At 39.2% G+C, this 18,484-nt stretch carries 15 protein-coding genes and 3 tRNA genes; 12 read left to right on the top strand and 6 right to left on the bottom strand.

The window, feature by feature from the left end:
- The first annotated feature begins 256 nt into the window (after positions 1 to 256).
- The 4 genes from CMT41_RS10040 to CMT41_RS10025 all read left to right on the top strand — a co-directional run bounded on the left by CMT41_RS10040 (position 257) and on the right by CMT41_RS10025 (position 5,892).
- Positions 257 to 460: a hypothetical protein gene (locus tag CMT41_RS10040; RefSeq protein ID WP_057181165.1), complete on the top strand. Its 204-nt coding sequence runs from the start codon at positions 257 to 259 to the stop codon at positions 458 to 460.
- Positions 461 to 749: 289 nt separating this feature from the next.
- A complete protein-coding gene (locus CMT41_RS10035; RefSeq protein ID WP_057181164.1) occupies positions 750 to 1,184 on the top strand; it encodes a CBS domain-containing protein in 435 nt (144 codons plus the stop codon).
- A gap of 195 nt (positions 1,185 to 1,379) precedes the next feature.
- Positions 1,380 to 5,495 carry an ATP-dependent RNA helicase HrpA gene (gene hrpA, locus CMT41_RS10030; RefSeq protein ID WP_232299943.1) on the top strand — a complete coding sequence of 1,372 codons (4,116 nt, stop codon included), beginning with the start codon at positions 1,380 to 1,382 and terminating at the stop codon, positions 5,493 to 5,495.
- 97 nt (positions 5,496 to 5,592) lie between these two features.
- Positions 5,593 to 5,892, top strand: a complete 300-nt coding sequence (locus CMT41_RS10025) for a PilZ domain-containing protein (RefSeq protein ID WP_057181163.1) — start codon at positions 5,593 to 5,595, stop codon at positions 5,890 to 5,892.
- Between the two features lie 112 nt (positions 5,893 to 6,004).
- On the opposite strand, the gene CMT41_RS10020 is transcribed toward CMT41_RS10025, so the two are convergent.
- The gene (locus CMT41_RS10020; RefSeq protein WP_058027172.1) at positions 6,005 to 9,091 is read right to left on the bottom strand and encodes a collagenase; all 3,087 of its coding nucleotides are present in this window, start codon (positions 9,089 to 9,091) and stop codon (positions 6,005 to 6,007) included.
- Positions 9,092 to 9,725: 634 nt separating this feature from the next.
- On the bottom strand, positions 9,726 to 10,916 hold the full coding sequence (locus CMT41_RS10015) for a class I SAM-dependent methyltransferase (RefSeq protein ID WP_057181161.1): 1,191 nt from the start codon (positions 10,914 to 10,916) through the stop codon (positions 9,726 to 9,728).
- A gap of 148 nt (positions 10,917 to 11,064) precedes the next feature.
- On the opposite strand from CMT41_RS10015, the gene CMT41_RS10010 reads away from it, so the two are divergent.
- Positions 11,065 to 11,334: an acylphosphatase gene (locus CMT41_RS10010; protein WP_057181345.1), complete on the top strand. Its 270-nt coding sequence runs from the start codon at positions 11,065 to 11,067 to the stop codon at positions 11,332 to 11,334.
- Positions 11,335 to 11,375: 41 nt separating this feature from the next.
- Here CMT41_RS10010 and CMT41_RS10005 read toward each other — a convergent pair whose 3' ends face one another.
- From CMT41_RS10005 to CMT41_RS09990, 4 genes are all read right to left on the bottom strand, one after another.
- The gene (locus tag CMT41_RS10005) at positions 11,376 to 11,585 is read right to left on the bottom strand and encodes a DUF1653 domain-containing protein (protein WP_057181160.1); all 210 of its coding nucleotides are present in this window, start codon (positions 11,583 to 11,585) and stop codon (positions 11,376 to 11,378) included.
- 36 nt (positions 11,586 to 11,621) lie between these two features.
- On the bottom strand, positions 11,622 to 12,068 hold the full coding sequence (locus tag CMT41_RS10000) for a hypothetical protein (RefSeq protein WP_057181159.1): 447 nt from the start codon (positions 12,066 to 12,068) through the stop codon (positions 11,622 to 11,624).
- A 141-nt stretch (positions 12,069 to 12,209) separates the two neighbouring features.
- Positions 12,210 to 13,190 (bottom strand): cysteine synthase A, encoded by a 981-nt coding sequence (gene cysK, locus CMT41_RS09995; protein WP_057181158.1) that lies wholly within the window; start codon positions 13,188 to 13,190, stop codon positions 12,210 to 12,212.
- 132 nt (positions 13,191 to 13,322) lie between these two features.
- The gene (locus tag CMT41_RS09990; protein ID WP_057181157.1) at positions 13,323 to 13,757 is read right to left on the bottom strand and encodes an META domain-containing protein; all 435 of its coding nucleotides are present in this window, start codon (positions 13,755 to 13,757) and stop codon (positions 13,323 to 13,325) included.
- A 312-nt stretch (positions 13,758 to 14,069) separates the two neighbouring features.
- Here CMT41_RS09990 and CMT41_RS09985 point away from each other — a divergent pair, with 312 nt between their 5' ends.
- The 7 genes from CMT41_RS09985 (at position 14,070) to CMT41_RS09955 (ending at position 18,389) form a co-directional block, all read left to right on the top strand.
- The gene (locus CMT41_RS09985) at positions 14,070 to 14,804 is read left to right on the top strand and encodes a DUF599 domain-containing protein (protein ID WP_057181156.1); all 735 of its coding nucleotides are present in this window, start codon (positions 14,070 to 14,072) and stop codon (positions 14,802 to 14,804) included.
- Positions 14,782 to 15,285: a DUF2919 family protein gene (locus tag CMT41_RS09980; RefSeq protein WP_057181155.1), complete on the top strand. Its 504-nt coding sequence runs from the start codon at positions 14,782 to 14,784 to the stop codon at positions 15,283 to 15,285. Before CMT41_RS09985 ends, CMT41_RS09980 begins: the two co-directional genes overlap by 23 nt.
- 34 nt (positions 15,286 to 15,319) lie before the next feature.
- Complete coding sequence (gene dnaQ / locus CMT41_RS09975; protein ID WP_083494262.1) at positions 15,320 to 16,090, top strand: DNA polymerase III subunit epsilon; 771 nt, start codon at positions 15,320 to 15,322, stop codon at positions 16,088 to 16,090.
- Positions 16,081 to 17,442, top strand: coding sequence for a TIGR03503 family protein (locus CMT41_RS09970; protein WP_058027170.1), 1,362 nt, complete (start codon positions 16,081 to 16,083; stop codon positions 17,440 to 17,442). Before dnaQ ends, CMT41_RS09970 begins: the two co-directional genes overlap by 10 nt.
- A 344-nt stretch (positions 17,443 to 17,786) precedes the next feature.
- Positions 17,787 to 17,863: transfer RNA gene (locus tag CMT41_RS09965), tRNA-Asp, on the top strand.
- 186 nt (positions 17,864 to 18,049) lie between these two features.
- Positions 18,050 to 18,126: transfer RNA gene (locus CMT41_RS09960), tRNA-Asp, on the top strand.
- 186 nt (positions 18,127 to 18,312) lie between these two features.
- Positions 18,313 to 18,389 (top strand) — tRNA-Asp (locus CMT41_RS09955).
- Positions 18,390 to 18,484: the final 95 nt, after the last annotated feature.

Here is an 18,484-nt window from a genome sequence, read left to right as displayed (position 1 = left end):
ATAAAAACACTGCTATGGGGATATTAGCCTCAGCTAATGAGCAACAAGGTAAATTTATCTAAGCGGTAGAATGTTGTCAACAAACATTTATCCAAGATAAATAAGACTTAGTTAAGCTACCTGGTGCCAGAAATTTTACTGTGCACCGAATACTGGCGCTATTCCTGACGTTAGTTTTGTTTACCTGGGCTGCTATAATAATAGACATAGAGAGCATCATGATATTTTGGTGTATCAACTATTTATGGAGGTTGAGATGGTTTCGTCAATCGAAGGTAATGGCTCTGTAGCCAAAGTGCTGCAACAACAGCAGCAACACATTGCAAGTCAACAAGAAGATCAGCGCATTAAAGATCAGCAAGAAGAGGTTAATCGCCAAGCGCAAGCAAGAAGCGCTGCTGAATCAAGTCGAAGCTCTGCTGATGATAGAAAAGGTCGCTCTGTGGATTTAAGCGTTTAATGTGACTATTTTAGTGCAACTTGCGGTCTGTTTGATAAGCCTACTCTAATTGGGCTTGTTCATTGTTATGAGAAAAAACACAATAACTTGTCTGACATTTTAACCCTATAAAATATTTCATCTCACTTGGCAAATTATTGTTCAATAAAGTACCTGAGTCTACTAATAAAGGTAATAAAAATAAGTAAAAAGTGGTTTTATGGCAAAGGCTTAGCTAGAGTTAGTATTAAGTAAACGCTCGATTTAATAACAATGAAAAGTCTACATTACTATTTAGTTAGGGGTTAAAATGGAATCATTAAAAGTACAAGAATATATGAATCACTACCCAGTCACTTTTACCGAGAATATGTCTGTTGAAGAAGCGGTCTTACGTTTTTTAAAAACCAAGCAAATTGGCGGGCCAGTGATTGATGAAAACTATAAATTGTTAGGCTTTATTTCTGAAGGTGATGTTTTGGCTATTATGTTAGAAAGCCTTTATTTTAATGAACATGTTGCCATGATCAAAGATATTATGCGTAAAGATGTTTTATCAGTAAAACCCTATGCCAGTATTATTGAGCTGGGACAAAGCATGCGAGAAAATAAACCTAAGGTATACCCAGTGATTGATGATGATGACAATTTACTGGGTACTATCTCTCGTAATGAAGTATTACAAGCTTGTTATCAGCATGGCCGAGCAAGGCTATCCATTGAAAAAGAGCATGCTGCTGTTTGATGAAAAATATCGCTACTCAAGGTGATATTCCTGATAGACCGGTGCTACTTGCAGCTGTAGGCGGCAAGTAGCACCGGTAAATAGGCGCGCAAAGCTCATTTACTGCCTTGTCCTTACTCTTTTTAATACTTTACTCGCTGTAATTACGAAGTATTACTGCTAAAATGCTCTTTTGATTTTCTATCCGAGTCCGTTTTGTCTGTTTCGATTGAGTCTGCTATCACTTCATTTTCCCATCTACAAAATCTTTTTGAATTATTGCCACAAGCAAAACATTGTGATGTGCCACGTTTTAAAAAAAGATTAAGCAACCTTAAAAAAACAATTGCTAAGGAGGCTGGGCAAAAGTCAGCGACCGAATTAGCAACATTGGCGTTATCAGCTAAGCAAATAAACTTAGTTGAGCAGTTGCAATGCCACATTGTTAAATCAATTAAAGATAAACAATATAAAATAAATAATTTACCAAAAATTAGCTATCCTGAAGGTTTACCCATAGCGGATAATGCCAAGCAAATTGCCCAAGCTATTCAAGCTAACCAAGTGGTTATTATTTCCGGTGAAACGGGCTCAGGAAAAACCACGCAAATCCCTAAAATTTGTCTAGAGCTAGGTCGTGGTGTTGATGGCCTTATTGGTCATACTCAACCTAGGCGTATTGCTGCGAGAACCGTTGCCAACCGAATTGCCGAAGAACTGGGTACCAAACTAGGCGACGAGGTCGGTTATAAAGTTCGTTTTAATGATCAAGTCAGTGACCGTAGCTATATTAAATTAATGACCGATGGTATTTTGCTGGCGGAAATGCAAAAAGACCGTTTACTGCGTCAATACGACACCATTATTATTGATGAAGCCCATGAGCGTAGTTTAAATATCGATTTTATTTTAGGTTATTTAAAACAAATACTGGTTAAACGACCTGATCTTAAGGTTATTATTACCTCAGCAACCATTGACCCGCAACGTTTTGCCAAACATTTTGCCAGTAAAACAGGTGTATTAGCGCCAATTATCGAAGTATCGGGCCGAACTTTTCCGGTTGAAATTCGCTATAGACCTTTAAATGATAGGCCCGTTGATGACGGTGAGGCGCAATCCAGCCAAGATGTCGATATTATCAGTGGCATTTTATCTGCTGTTGATGAACTCAGTGAGTGTAGCCAAGGCGATATTCTAGTGTTTCTTAACGGCGAGCGAGAAATACGTGATACTGCGGCCGCGCTCAATAATGCAAATTTACGCGATACCCATATATTACCCTTGTATGCCCGTTTAACCATTAGTGAGCAAAACCAGATATTTAAACCTCATAGTGGTCGTAACTTGATTTTGGCTACTAACGTCGCCGAAACGAGCTTAACCATACCGGGCATTAAATACGTTATTGATCCTGGTACCGCGCGTATTTCCCGTTATAGTTATCGCACTAAAGTTCAGCGTTTACCCATTGAAGCTATTTCACAGGCAAGTGCTAATCAACGTGCAGGCCGCTGTGGTCGTGTCTCTGATGGTATTTGTATTCGCTTATATGCCGAAGACGATTATAATAATCGGGTTGAATTTACCGAGCCAGAAATTTTACGCACTAACTTAGCCACGGTTATTCTACAAATGCATGCCCTAGACTTAGGCGACATTGCTAACTTCCCGTTTGTTGAGGCACCAGATCATCGTAATATCTCCGACGGTGTGCGTTTATTGGAAGAAATCGCCGCCATTGAAAGTGTCGATAAGGACGGTAAATCAGCCCAAGGTAAACAGCTAAGTACGGCAACACAACTGACCAAGTCAGGGCGTTTATTAGCAAAGTTCCCCATAGACCCACGTTTGGCCAAAATGGTTATCACCGCCATTGAGTTTGGCTGTATAGAACAAATACTTATTATCGTTAGCGCGTTAAGCATTCAAGATCCGCGTGAAAGACCTTATGAAAAAAAACAGCTTAGTGATGAAAAACATAATCGTTTTAAAAATAAGCAATCTGATTTTGTCAGTTTATTGAATCTTTGGCAGTATTTTAACACCCAACAAAAAGACTTAACACAAAGCCAGTTTAGAAAGCTCTGCCAGCGTGAGTTTCTTTCTTATGTGCGTTTACGTGAATGGCAAGATATCTTTAGTCAATTAAAGATGACGCTAAAAGAGCAAAAAATAGCGTTAACATCCGTTGATTACCGTTTTATCTTACCCAGTATTGAGCAAGGTCAAGCAAACGATAAAAGCAAAGAGAGTGAGCAAGACTCAGCGTTAACACCTATCCACCAAGCATTATTATCTGGCTTGTTGAGTCATATCGGTCAACAAGATGAAAACCGCGAGTATAAGGGGGCGCGCGGCATGAAGTTTTTTATTTTCCCTGGCTCAGCATTAACTAAAAAGTCGCCTAAGTGGTTAATGTCGGCTGAATTAGTGGAAACCAGTCGATTATTTGCCCGTATGAATGCCAAGATAGATCCCTTGTGGCTTGAACCGCTGGCACAGCATCTCGTTAAGCGCAATTACAGTGAGCCGCACTGGGAGAAAAAGCAAGGTGCGGTGATGGCCTTTGAGCAAGTGACACTCTATGGGTTAACTATCGTCAATAAACGTAAGATTAACTTTAATACTATCGAGCCTGCTACTTGTCGTGAACTATTTATTCGCGAAGCGTTAGTTCATGGCGATTGTGTTATTAAAGAAAAATTCTTAAGTAAAAACCAACAATTAGTCGAAAGTATTGAAGCCTTGGAGCAAAAAGCTCGCCGGAAAGATTTCTTGATTGATGAACAGCACTTGGTAGATTTTTACCGTGATAAGTTACCTGAAACGGTTATTTGCCAACGTAGCTTTCTTGCTTGGTGGAAAAAAGCCAAGCAAGTTAATGGTCATTTATTAGACTTTAGTAAAGCCTTTTTATTAAATGAATCCTCGGCTGAACTGAGTGAAGCAGACTATCCAGATCTGTGGCATCAAGATAATATTACCTTGCCGCTAAGCTATCATTTTACGCCAGGTGATATTGATGATGGCATTAGCCTTATTATTCCTATTGCCTTATTGAACCAAGTACAGGATGTTGGTTTTGATTGGTTGATCCCCGCATTACACCATGAGCTCGTTATCGCTTTGATTAAAGCACTGCCTAAAACATTAAGGCGTAACTTTGTTCCAGCACCTAACTATGCTCAAGCTTGTTTAGCGGCAATGCCGAGCGAGCAAGGTGATTTACAACCGGCACTGGCAAAACATCTATTACGCATGACTGGGGTACGTTTACCCGAAGATGCTTGGCATGATATTTCACTGCCAGTACATTTAACGATGAATTTTCAAATAGTAGATGATAAAGGTAAGTTATTAAAGCAGGGCCGAGACCTTAACGAGCTTAAAGCTGAGCTACAAGGTAAAGTTAAAGCCTCGATAAAAAAAGTAGCAGAAAAAGGCATAGAGCAAACCGATTTAACTCAGTGGAACTTTGGTAAATTACCTAAAGGTTATGAAAAGAAAATTGCCAATATAACGATTAAGGCCTTTCCTGCGTTAGTTGACCATAAAAGCAGTGTCGCCATCGAGCTTTTTGAGCAAGAGCAACATGCACAAGATGCCATGTTAAAAGGTATCAGCCGACTTATTTTGTTGAATATCCCGACACCAGTAAAATATTTACAGGAAAAACTGCCGAATAAAGCCAAGCTTGGTTTATATTTTAACCCTTTTGGCACAATCAATGAGCTACTACAAGACTGTATTCAAGGTGCTTGTTTGTCTTTGGTGCAAGAGTTTGCTCAACAGAAAAATGCTGGCCAACTTCCGCGTGATGAACTACAGTTTGCTCAATGTAGTGATTATGTTAGGGCTGAAATAGCTGAATGTGTATTAGCGGCCGCCATTAAAGTGGAGCGTGCCTTAAGTTTACGTTATGAAGTGGCCAAAAAGATGAAGGGTAGCGTGCCGTTAAATGTTATCCAATCTCATGGTGATATTAAACAGCAATGTGAAAAATTAGTGTTCAAAGGTTTTGTCAGTGACTCTGGCTTAAGTAGACTCGATGATATTACTCGCTATTTACAAGGCATGTTACGTCGTTTAGAGAAGCTACCCATTGACCCTAATCAAGATAGATTAAAACTTATTGATGTGAATAAAGTGAATGACGCCTATCAAGTCATCATAGGTAAACAGCGCAAAGATAAACCCGTTGAAAGTGAGTTACTTAACACTCGTTGGTTGATTGAAGAGCTGCGTATTTCATTGTTTGCACAAAACCTTGGCACTGCCGCGCCGGTATCAGTAAAACGTATTCTTAATTATTTAAAGGACTTTTCGTAGTTAACCGTTAATGTACTTTTTTATGACGGTTAGTTGACACTTCGGCTTTTGCTCAGTATAAATAATAAGGTAATAAACAGTTTGTTTGGGAGAGCGAATGAAAGGTTTTGATGATAAACGTGATTTTTACCGCATGATGTTAAATAGTGAAGTTTATGTCACTGTTATAGATGACGAAGTAAACAGTCATTTTCTTGCTACCTGCCGGGATTTAAGTGCCACGGGTATGGCGTTTGAAATTGAACATCCATTAGCTATTTCGACCCATGTTAGAGTGAAAATTGATTCAGCTAGCAGTCAAGTTCAAGCACTGGATGTCAGTGGTCGTGTGGTGCGCATTGAAGAAGAAAGTAAAAATTGTTACCTCATTGGCATTACTATCGAAGAAATTGATTAGCGGATTCATTTACTTTTTCCATTTCGATAAAAATAAAACCAGAGTAAACTCTGGTTTTATCTAGTCTTGCGGTTATTTTTTTATATTCACCATTTGATTTATATTAATGACCTTAACGACAACCGCTAGTATCAAAATCAATAACTAACGAAGCATTATTCGCCTCACCTGATACCTTAATATATCCCCAGTATTCCGACAGATTTGTTAAGTAAATACACTCACTATTACCTGAGTTATATGAAGCACCATGATGATTAGCACCATTTGGCCAGCCCATATTACTAAACTCTATACTTAAGTCGCCAGTACCATTACCGGTAGTGATAGCAATACTGCTATGACCACGAACATCGGCAATGGATAACCAACTAGTACTTATATTACCAAGACAAATGGCTTGTCCTGCTTGTACTTGACCACTTGACTGTGGCCCTTGCACCGCACACATATCAGCAACATTACTATCTGGTGTTGTTGAGGCACTAATATTAGCCGTTGTTGTCGCTGTTTCCGTTAAACCTTGATTATCGGTAATGCTCAAGGTTACTGGATAATTGTTTGCTGAAGTATAAGTATGACTTGGGTTTGCTAATGAGCTGCTCGCGCCATCACCAAAGTTCCAACTATATGAGGCAATTGCACCATCAGAATCATAGCTGCCGGCGCTACTAAAGCTAACCTCGACACCTTCATCCGCAACATACGGGCCATTGATGTAAACAACGGGCGCTGTATTTGGTGTTCCTTGACCTGCATCGAAGCTGGCTGTAAGGGTGACATTGACAAAGGCACTATACGCATTAACATTCATATACCAAGTCCCAGCAGCAGGAGCGGCAACTGTACATGTTTCATTATTACCCGCCAGGTAAGGACGACAATCATAGCTACTAGCCGATGGCGCTGTGCCTTGCTTAAGGAATAAGTCAGCGTCGCCACTGCCGCCATTAATACTTACCACTAAGTTTGTTGCGCCCACGGGGACATGAATATAATAACTGTCAGTGGTTTGATTAGTACTTGCGCTTAAGCCTGATTTTGAGCCACCGTTAGCAATTTCAAGACTGGGTCCAGAGGAAATAGTCACCGGTGCAGTTGCTGTACCAATAGCGCCTTTATCATCTGTTACCGTTAAGGTTACCCTATAGTTATTAGCCGTAGCGTAACTGTGGCTAGTGGTGCTACCTGTGCTCGTTGTACCATCACCAAAATCCCAACTATAACTTACGATAGAGCCATCTGAGTCTACTGAGCCGTTACTATCAAAGTTGATCACTTCATTCACTTGACCTGCATAGGGTCCATTCGCGTTGGCTGATGGTGCCGCGTTATTTGGTGTTGTGCCACCATCACTTTTCACGGTTTGTGTCCAGGTGGTAAATTCGTTACTGTAATTGCTAACCCAAGTATTTAAACGTGTTTTATAAGCAGTCCAGTTACCAGCGCGTGTTTCTGCAATCATGGCTTTAACTTCACTGAAATGGTTTTCAAACATAAAGCGCACCGCTAAATAACCCCAGCGGTAAATTCTATCCTGATCAAAACCATCATAAGTGGTTTCAAATATGGTACTTAGGGTATAAGTTGAGCCATCATGAATGGTATCAATTGCTGCTTGGTTATTATTTTGATTGGCAACGTATTCGGCCACACCTTCAGCCCACCAAACAACTTTTTCAGTCGGGGTGTTAAAGTTGCCAAACAAATCAAAACGCCCATCTAAGTAATGTACGTACTCGTGCTCTAAGTTCCAAACATAATGTGGCGCTTCAGCATAAGAGGCTTCATAGGCAACAAAGTTTGGGATATTACCGGCAACGGATGGGTCACCTTCTAAATACATACCACCATTATTGGTATTTATATCAAAGATAGCACCGGCATATTTACCATAGTCGGTGCTGCTATCGAAAATATTAATTTGCAATTGATTATTGGTATCACCAGGGATTGGCACATTGCCAGACTGTGTTTTGTTGTGGAAATAAGTTTCTTCAGCCCCTAACACGGAACAAGCAGATGATTGCTGCGCCGATGTTAGGTTTTGCGAGCGAATTTTAAGCGTTGAACTACAGGTATAAGTTTGTGCTAACGCTTTTGCTTCTAATTGCGTTTCATAACCACAAATACCGTAATCAGCACAGTTACCATAGTAAGTGGCGGTATCAGCAGCGCCTAACCAGACAGCATCGCCATTACCAAACATAACATAGTTAGCAAAAATGCTATTTAGGCCTGAGTCAACAGTAGACTGAATAGCCGTACCGTACATCTTCATTCGACCTAATTCACGGGCCGCATTAGAGATAAGATATTCAGACTCACTGTTAAGCATCCAACTTTGTTGAGTAAAGTTATTTAAGCGACTTATTAACGTGGTGTCATTATTTACTAAGTTTTTAAAATTAGTATTGTATTGGCCGCGAAATAAAATAGTGAAGATACCATTAACGGCACTACGTATATTCCATTTATTGGCGTAACTTTGATTCCAGCGGCTTAACCATTCTTTAACAACAGGTAAATATATATCTTGTTGCTCAGAGCTATCCATAGTGATGATAACTTCAGCTAAGGTTTTACCATGGCCGTCGTTATCTTGGTAAAAGTTGGCATTGTTAACAAAAGCATCAATAGCACCTTTAACCGCAGGTTTTACCCAAGAGACAAACGTTACGCCATTATTGTAAAACTCGACATAATAGCCAGCGCGTAGATAAAGAAACATGGCTTCAATATCTACGTCACCACCACCGGCATACGATTGAGATAAGCTTTTTAAATGATTAGCCACTGAGTACATGTTGTCTGAGCTATAGGCACTTGTTTGAATGCTAGCTGAGGCGTTAAACAATTCATTAACACAATTCGGACCTTGAGCTTTAATTTCATTGATCAAGGTTGATGCGTTTGATGTAGCAAATGCATTAACGTTACAAGGCGCTGCGGCAGCGACTTGTAATGACATGGGCTGCATAGCTTGGCTATTTATACTTGTTAATGGCTTTGCCGTTGTTTGCTTATCCCTTTGGGGCGTAGGTGCTTTAATATCTAGGGTGTTTTCATGTGCATGACCACTGTGTAATTCGAGGCTTGGCACGCTTGCTTGTTGGGGCGCTTGCGGTATGTGTGCTGCTTGTGCCGAGGCCATTGTTAGCAAAGTACAGCTAGCAATAAAGAGCTTGTTAAGCTTCATGTTTATCTTCCTTTTTCTTGTTAGTATTATTTTGTCTTCCCTAAGTCATGAATTATTCATGTAAAAGCCACATCCATGAGGCAAACAAAATCTACCATATACTTTATACCGTATACAATATAAAAGTTGATCAATTTTTAAGCGCAAACTGTACCCTAAGCATTGCTTACCTTGATAATACTGGTTTGAATTGAGGTTAATATTAATGAACTATCTTGTTAACACATTGTAAATTAACAGCAATGTAAAGGAGGATTAAATATTATCGTCGTAATAATTAGGGGCAAGAATTAGCGATTTTGGTGGGTTATTTAAAGAAAATAAATTTTAATTTCGAAGCTGTTTAAGCTGAAGTTTGTGCAATATAACGTTAGCTATTGAATTGTAATAGTTAAGTGATGCCAATATCTCTACTTGATATTTTTTACTGCAAGGCAAGTTGAGCCGACAATAACAACCTATTGCCAGTGAATTTACGCAGGCGCCGGTAAAATAGTTGCTAGAACAACATATATTAAGCAGAGTATCGCTTATTTAAGCGCTTTAACCTGAAATTTATCAACATTGGCTAATTTTTATTGAGATGGCCATCCATAGCCATCACTACAATGAGATGTTTTTGCTGATATGTTAACTACTCAACCTGGCAAACTAAACCTTTTAGATAATAGCCTTCAGGGTAATTAGATGAAATAGGGTGATCTGCAGCTTGTTGTAATCGTTCGACAAAATAAACCTTTCTTTTGGCATCTAATGCGGCATCGGCAACTACTTTTTGAAATAAACTTGCATCGAGTAAGCCTGAGCACGAAAATGTCAGCAATATGCCATTAGGGTTTAATAACTGCATAGCAATCATGTTGATGTCTTTATAACCACGACAAGCGCCCGTTAACTGTGCTTTTGATTCAACAAATTTAGGCGGGTCAAGGATAATCATATCAAAGCGACGTTTTTCTTCGCGGTATTTTCGTAATAACTTAAAAACATCATCTTTAACAAAAGAAACGTTGGCGTCAGTCAAACCATTTAAGGCCAGGTTACGTTTACCCATATCAAGAGCCGCTTGCGACACATCGACATTAATGACTTCTTTGGCATTGTTCGCCGCGCAATGTAGTGCAAAACTACTGGTATAGGAAAAACAATTTAAAATAGTCTTTCCTTTGGCAAACTTACCCGCAGTAAGTCGAGAGTCTCGTTGGTCGAGATAAAAACCTGTTTTGTGGCCAGTAGCGATATCAACGTAAATTTTGATACCGTACTCTTCAATAATACATTCGGTTGACTCTTGTGGCTCAGTTAACCAACCGGTTACCGGCTCTAAGCCTTCTTTCTTACGGACATCAACATCAGAGCGCTCATAGATATGACAATTAGGATAAAGCTCGGTTAAACAGCTAACTATGGTGTAGCGATGGAAATCTGCGCCAGCGCTAAGTAACTGACACACTATAAAATTATCATATTTATCAATAGTGACGCCAGGTAGGCCATCGGACTCACCAGCAATCAAGCGATAGCCAGTTAATTTTCCCTGAGCGATAAACCAATCACGCCTAAGTTGCGCCTTTTGTAATTTATTAAAGAAAAAATCACGATCAATTTCTTCATTCTCATCAAAGCTCCAGACTCTTATTCTAATTTGAGATTCAGGTGAATAAGCACCTTTAGCTAACCAATTACCTTTACTATCGAATACATCAACAGTATCCCCAAGCATAGGTTTACCTTTGATTTTATTGATAGCTTTCGAAAAAATCCACGGGTGTTTACGTAATAAAGATTTTTCACGACCAACATTTAAAGAAATTCTTGCTGACATAGGTCTATACTTATTTTTAATGAATAAAATACCTAGTGTGAAACGAGGTTTTATTCGGTGAAAGAGATATTTGTGCCGATTTTAGACAATGACGGTCCCAGGTGCAAACTTTACTGATAATAATAGTGATTTAATAAGAGAAACAGGTATGAATGTTAGTTATATTGCGCATATTTCCGGTAGGGTGCAAGGGGTTTATTTTCGAGCCTCATCTCAGCAACAAGCTATTGAATATAGCTTAAGTGGCTATGCGCGTAATTTAGCCGATGGTGATGTCGAAGTGCTACTTTGTGGTGAGCAGGTTAATATTGACAAAATGCTAGTATGGCTGGCCCATGGCCCAGATAAAGCAAAAGTGACCGAAATACAGCATAAAAAAGTGCCATGGCAAGAACATAACTTTTTTTCTATTGGATAAGTCCGCTGTTAAGAATCATTATATTGATAACGGTAAAAGTGTTATGGCTTAACAAAGCTAAAACGTTTTAGCATTTTACCGTCTCGCTCGATCGTTTCATCAAACATAGTTAAAGGGCGCAGCCATATATCTTCTTTATTATCAGCAGGGTGGTAAACCACCATATATTCTTCGGTTTCACTATGTCGACCAATATGAAGTACTTGGTAGTAGTTGCCTTTAAAGTGCTGGTAGGTACCTGTTTTTAACATTATTTTATCTTATTGGTAATTATTGTAGAGGAGGTGTTAAAACGGGTCTTTTAATATTTTATCAATAAACCACTTGCCGTCACGCTGGACAATCGCGAGGCGTTTAATGTCTTTAACTCGGTTTTCTTGGTAATAGCCATCAAAATATACGGTAATTCTAGCACTACCTTTAAATTGTTCTCTCACTTTTACCCCTGAGCTATCGGGCGTAATTGTAACTTTATCGTATGACATATTAAACAAGTGACGGGCTACCGCTTGAGGTGAGCGATAATGAAGAATAAGTCGGGCTAACTTAGGATTACAAACCGAAGCGGCTTTTTCAATATTTTTTTCATTATAAAGTGCATCAAAAAACGCAATGGCAACAATTTCTGGGTCATCAACCGTGGTGATTTTTTTTGAGTCATTGTTATCACAAGCAGTTAATAAAAAGATTGAGCTTAATAACAAAGCAGATATAAGGGTTTTTAGATAGCGCATTAAAGTAAGTCAAAGTAAAAGCATCATGGTTAATACTAACGTAATTACTTCGTTAAAGTGAAGTGAAATATCTAGGTGAATGGTTAAAAAGAAAAAGGCACCGAAGTGCCTTTAGTCAACATTAAGTTCATCTAGTCCTATTTATTGAACAAGTTCTTTATCGCTAAAGCTGTCACTAAAAAGCGCACTTGATAAATAACGTTCCGCAGAGCTTGGTAAAATAACGACAATATTTTTACCTTTATTTTCAGGACGTTCAGCTATACGTTTCGCAGCAACAACTGCGGCGCCTGATGAAATACCAGCAAGAATACCTTCTTCTTTCATTAAACGGTGTGTCATAGCAAAAGCATCCTCATTTGAAACGAGTTCAACGGCATCTACCATTTCAAGATCTAAGTTACCAGGAATAAAGCCGGCACCTATACCTTGAATTTTATGAGGGCCTGGTGTTAACTCTTCACCCGCAAGAGCTTGAGTGATTACCGGGGAGTCTACTGGCTCAACTGCAACCGTAATAATGGCTTTACCTTTGGTTAGTTTAATATAGCGACTGGTACCGGTAAGGGTACCACCAGTACCAACACCAGAAACAAAGATATCTATATTACCCTCGGTATCATTCCAGATTTCTGGTCCAGTGGTTTCTTCATGAATCTTGGGGTTCGCTGGATTATCAAACTGACCTAATAATACATATTTTTCTGGGTCAGAATCTTTTATCTCTTGGGCTTTAGCAATTGCGCCACCCATACCTTTAGCGCCGTCAGTAAGTTCAACTTTTGCACCTAACGCAATCAGTAATTTACGACGTTCTAAGCTCATGGTGCTAGGCATGGTTAGGGTAATGGCGTAGCCACGCGCTGCAGCAACAAACGCTAATGCGATACCGGTATTGCCACTTGTTGGCTCAACAATTTCTTTTCCTGGGCCTAATAAGCCTTTTTCTTCAGCATCCCACACCATACTCGCGCCGATACGACACTTAACGCTGAAGCTTGGATTTCTAGCTTCTATTTTAGCGTAAACATTTGCGCTATTTTCAGCATTAATTACTCGGTTTAGCTTCACCAGAGGAGTGTTACCTATGGTGGTGGTGTTGTCTTTGAAAATTTTAGACATATTGGATCCTGTGAATTAGTTATATTAACTGACTAAGAGTAGCTTTTTGTTATAAAAAAAGAAGTGATATTTTGTTATAACTTATATTCCTATATAGCAAAAAAGTATAGGTAGCTTGTTTTTTGATATTAATTAAGTGCTAGGCTCTGGCTTTGCTCTTTTTGCTTTTATTTGTAAGCCGCCTTGTTGGTCGTACATTAATAGCTCACCATTATGTAATTGAAAGCGTTTTACTTTAGCAAGTGCTTGTAATAATCGAGACTCTTGTGCCATTAACGCCGGTGCACACATTTTCCGAGTCGTGGCTATAGGGCCAATGTTTAGCGAGTTGTTCTGTATACTATAGCGTGATGATATATTATTACACGATGCCGAGCCGCTTAAGCCGTTTGTTTGATCAAAGTTTAAGCGAGCAATATTTTGCATCATAACCGCTTTATCTTGGATTGACTGAACGAGCCAGCTGCCAGGTAATGTTTCTTGGCTAGGCACGGCAGGGGAGCTATTACAAGCAGCCAGTGTAGTTGAAATAGCCACTAATAAGGCCAGTCGTTTGATGTTTTTCATAGAAATTCCTTGCTTGCGTTATATGTACTTCAAGGCCAAAACGCGGTGAATTATAATAACGTCAGTGTGATTGTAATATATATAAAATTGAAATGTTTAGTTCATACATTATAAAAAACTAAATGAGCAACTTGCTTTTAAGGCGCAATTTTTATGCAGACTAACACTTTTATTCGGTATTTTTTAGCCGGCCAAATTACTTGTCGTAATCGAAAATACTTTTTTATCTATTAAATGAAGTTGTTGGTCAATAAAAGTTGTTGACGTATAATCATATTTTTATTATCCCAATTACCTATTAAGGAATTAATCTTGCCTTTTACCCTAATCGATATTTTAGCGTTATCTGTTTTTATTGCCGCTTGGTATGGTTATACCGTATTTGCACGAAGAAAGGCGAAAAATACCGATTGTATCGCAAGATCTTTACATCAACACCGAATTCATTGGATGTATGAACTTATTTCCCGTGAAATTAGAGTATCAGACGCGGCTTTACTCGCCAACTTGGAACGTAATATTGCTTTTTTTGCTTCTAGCACCTTGTTGATTCTTGCCGGTATTTTTACTTTATTTGCCAAAGTCGATACCTTGGGGGTAGTGATTTCATCATTACCCTTTGCCGCTGAGGTTAACCACTTAGCCATACAATTAAAACTCAGTTTATTAGCCTTTATATTTGTTATTTCTTTTTTTCAGTTTACTTGGTCTATGCGCCAATACGGTTTTTTGAATGTAATGATAGGGGCGACGCCCTATCAACAGTCGGGTAAAAATGAGAATTTACTGGCTTATGCAAAACAAATGGCGATAGTACAAGATCAAGCCGCCCATTCTTATAACTATGGCTTGCGGTCGTATTACTTTGCCTTAGCCGCAATATGTTGGTTTTTTCACCCGTTTTTATTTGTCTTGGTGAGTTTATGGGTCGTTTACACCTTATATACCCGTGAATTTAAATCTAAAGCCGTTAAAGCCATTACTACCGCTCAACATTTATTGCATCAAGAGCGTCAATTAAAAAATGAGCAAACACCTGGTGCCTAAACAATATCAACAGTATTCCATTGAAGATTTTGATAAGTTTGACTGCTTAAAGTTATCAAAACGTTTTTATCTGGTCTTGCTGTTTGTTTTACGTGGTTATCTCGTTTGGCTTATGTCGGTAACTAATATGCAAGATAGGGTGTCAACCATGCAGTGGGTTTATCCAGACACCAATGTATTCTTGCTAAGCTTGCTCTCCGGCGTCATTGGTTTATTTGTGGTCCTGATTATTAGTCTACGTCGCCCCAATGCGCCAAACTGGGTAAAAATGCTTTGGCCTCATTGCCGAGCATTGTTGATAGTGGCGCTAATTTTTGACTTCACCATTAACCTTATTAGTTTTTTTTACTGGCAATTGACTTCAATGCCATGGCTAATTTGCCAAGCATTGATTGTCTTTGCTTTAATTACTCTATGCTTTACCAGTAAACGTATGCACATTAATTTAATTGAATTTCCCCAAACACTACCAGATAAATAGTCATCGTATTAAACTTTAAATATAAGGCCCGCAAGTGAATAATGTCCCCGATCAGCAAATTTCAGACAAAGACCAGCGCTTAATCATTTTGGATACTGAAACTACTGGTATCAACCCTAGGGAAGGGCACAGAATTGTAGAAATTGGTTGTGTTGAAATGGTGAACCGCCAATTAACAGGTCGAACCTATCATGCCTATGTAAAACCCCTTGATCATCGTGGCCAGGTATTTGAGATGGATAAAGAGGTTATTAATATTCATGGTTTAACCAATGAATTCCTTAATGACAAACCTATATTTTCCCAAGTTATTCATGAGTTTATTGATTTTATCCGCGGTGCAGAGTTGGTTATACATAATGCAAAATTTGATGTTGGCTTTATGGACCATGAATTTGCATTGTTTAATGCCAGAGCGCGGGGCCAAGATAAAGTACCGATGACGGCAGAGTTCTGTACCATTACCGATACCTTGAAACTATCAAAAGATGAATTAGGCTCCCCAAAAACCTTAGATTATTTAGCACGTTTTTATCGAGTAGATAAATTAATAGACCGTACTTATCACGGCGCTTTAATTGATGCGCAACTACTTGCTTTTGTCTATATTGAAATGACACGCAAGCAGTCTAGTTTAAACTTGTCGGTAGGTGACGGCAGTAATGCTGACGCGAATGCCATCAGGCGTTTATCAGCCTCACGTAATAAATTAAAGGTTATAACGGCTTCGACCGATGAATTAGAGGCACATGCAGATCGCATTGCTGTCATCGCGACAAAAGGAGGAGAGCCACTTTGGAAATAAATAAGCATTATTGTTTTAAGCCTAAAAAAAATAAAGTAGCAAGCTGGTCTGCTGTTTTTCTTTTTGTGGTTGCCTCCTTTAGTGCTGGGGCTTTCATGACGAGTGATATAGAAAAAAACAAAAAAGCAGGTAAGCTTAATAAAACGAAAGTTGAATATTATCAAAATGATAATATAACCAACCAGGTACCCTATTTTGATAATCGTTTTCGTCTCGATGCAAACTTAGATGAAATAACGTTAATTTTTTATCGTAAAAGTGGTAGTAAACCTATTATTCTTATTAGACCTGATGGCAGTAAAATAAGGGTTAATGACTTTGATCATAAAAAAGTACAATGGTTTGATGACCGGACTTTTGACATGATTAAGATAAAAAAACCTATGCCGGGGCCTTGGCAAGCCGTAGGCGATATCTTACCTCATAGTCAAATACTGGTTGTTTCAGATATTAAAATTGTCGTAGAGCCATTACCCGAAATTGCTTTTTCTGGGGAGACCCTTAAAGTAGAAGGGCGCTTATTTAATGGTGACGAGGCAATAGATAGCCTCCATTTTAAAAATGTTGTTAAATTAGATGTTAATTTTTACAGTACTAATAACTCTGCCTATGAAAACTTTGGTGCAGATGCCATTAAAGTGACGTCCTTTCGTGATGACGGTTATGGTTTAGATGAATATGCTAATGACAATATCTTTACTGGTGAGTTTATCCTAGATTTTGCTCCAGGAGAATGGCAACCAGTTTACTTGGTCAAATTACCCATGGTAACGCGAGAGCTAAGACAATCGACTATATTATTACAAAAAACACCGGTAGCAGTGAGTGTGGTTAAATCACAAGTCGCTGATAAACCCCACCAGATACTGCTTACGATAGACCCTAGTTATGTTGACCCTGATAGCCTTGTCTTTCAGGGGAAATTTACTTTTCCTGACCGTCAAGTTGAGCCTTTTTCCATTATGGAAAGTCATGGCAAGACGAGAAGTATAACTATGGCCAATACTGAACCTGGTCTTTATCGGATCAATGTCAGTGCTTTTGGTAAAACAATTACTGGCCGAGAATTTCGTTTAGTGTTGCCAGAGTTCACCTTTAATATTGAGGCAACTAACCAGCTGATGGTTAGAGTTGGTGATAAAGCCAACTCGGAGGGCGCTGAGGCTATTACCGCAGATTTTCTGGCTAAAACAGCACAAGAAAAAGAGTTGGCTTTATTAAACCAGCAACAAGCGAAAGATGAGCAAGAAACTATATTACTTATTGTCGCTGGCAATGGGGTAATTATACTTATTGCGGTGGTACTATTTTTTTCTTTACGTAGAAAGAAAGTAAAAAATAAGCAAAACTAAGACGATTTTTAATTTATCACTGGGTATAGTGATGGAATATGCTTTGATTTTCAGCAGATTGCTCGTCAAATGCACATGCAGTCAATTTTATTAAAAAAGTGGTTGACTGCACCGCGCCATAACCGTATTATCTCGCCGCATTCAACGACATGTTGTTGAATGCGGCCATAGCTTGCAATGATTGATTAAGGTCAGTTGAGTAAGCTATAGCTAAAGATTGTAAAGTAGTAGCTCAGTCGGTTAACTTTTATTAGGTAAGCGGCCTGTTACGACCAGTGATCTTTTATCGGGTTTGAGTACCGTTCACTTCCCCTAGTGAAAAACTCAAGATAAACAAGATATGCGGAGTGGTAGTTCAGTTGGTTAGAATACCGGCCTGTCACGCCGGGGGTCGCGGGTTCGAGTCCCGTCCACTCCGCCAATTTTGTTGAAATCATCATAGTTGCTGCGACATAAGAGTCGTTAAAATCTTAAAACGAAATACAGCGCAGTGGAAGTTCAGTCAGTTAGCTTTTTATAAGATAGCGGCCTGTCACAGCGGATGTCTTTCGCGGGTTCGAGTACCGTTCACTTACCCTGGTGATAAACTCGAGATAACAAGATATGCGGAGTGGTAGTTCAGTTGGTTAGAATACCGGCCTGTCACGCCGGGGGTCGCGGGTTCGAGTCCCGTCCACTCCGCCAATTTTGTTGAAATCATCATAGTTGCTGCGACATAAGAGTCGTTAAAATCTTAAAACGAAATACAGCGCAGTGGAAGTTCAGTCAGTTAGCTTTTTATAAGATAGCGGCCTGTCACAGCGGATGTCTTTCGCGGGTTCGAGTACCGTTCACTTACCCTGGTGATAAACTCGAGATAACAAGATATGCGGAGTGGTAGTTCAGTTGGTTAGAATACCGGCCTGTCACGCCGGGGGTCGCGGGTTCGAGTCCCGTCCACTCCGCCAATTTTGTTGAAATCATCATAGTTGCTGCGACATAAGAGTCGTTAAAATCTTAAAACGAAATACAGCGCAGTGGAAGTTCAGTCAGTTAGCTTTTT

Source organism: Colwellia sp. MT41 (genome assembly GCF_001444365.1).
Taxonomy (GTDB): Bacteria; Pseudomonadota; Gammaproteobacteria; order Enterobacterales; family Alteromonadaceae; genus Colwellia; species Colwellia marinimaniae.
This window is presented reverse-complemented; position numbering and strand designations above follow the sequence as displayed.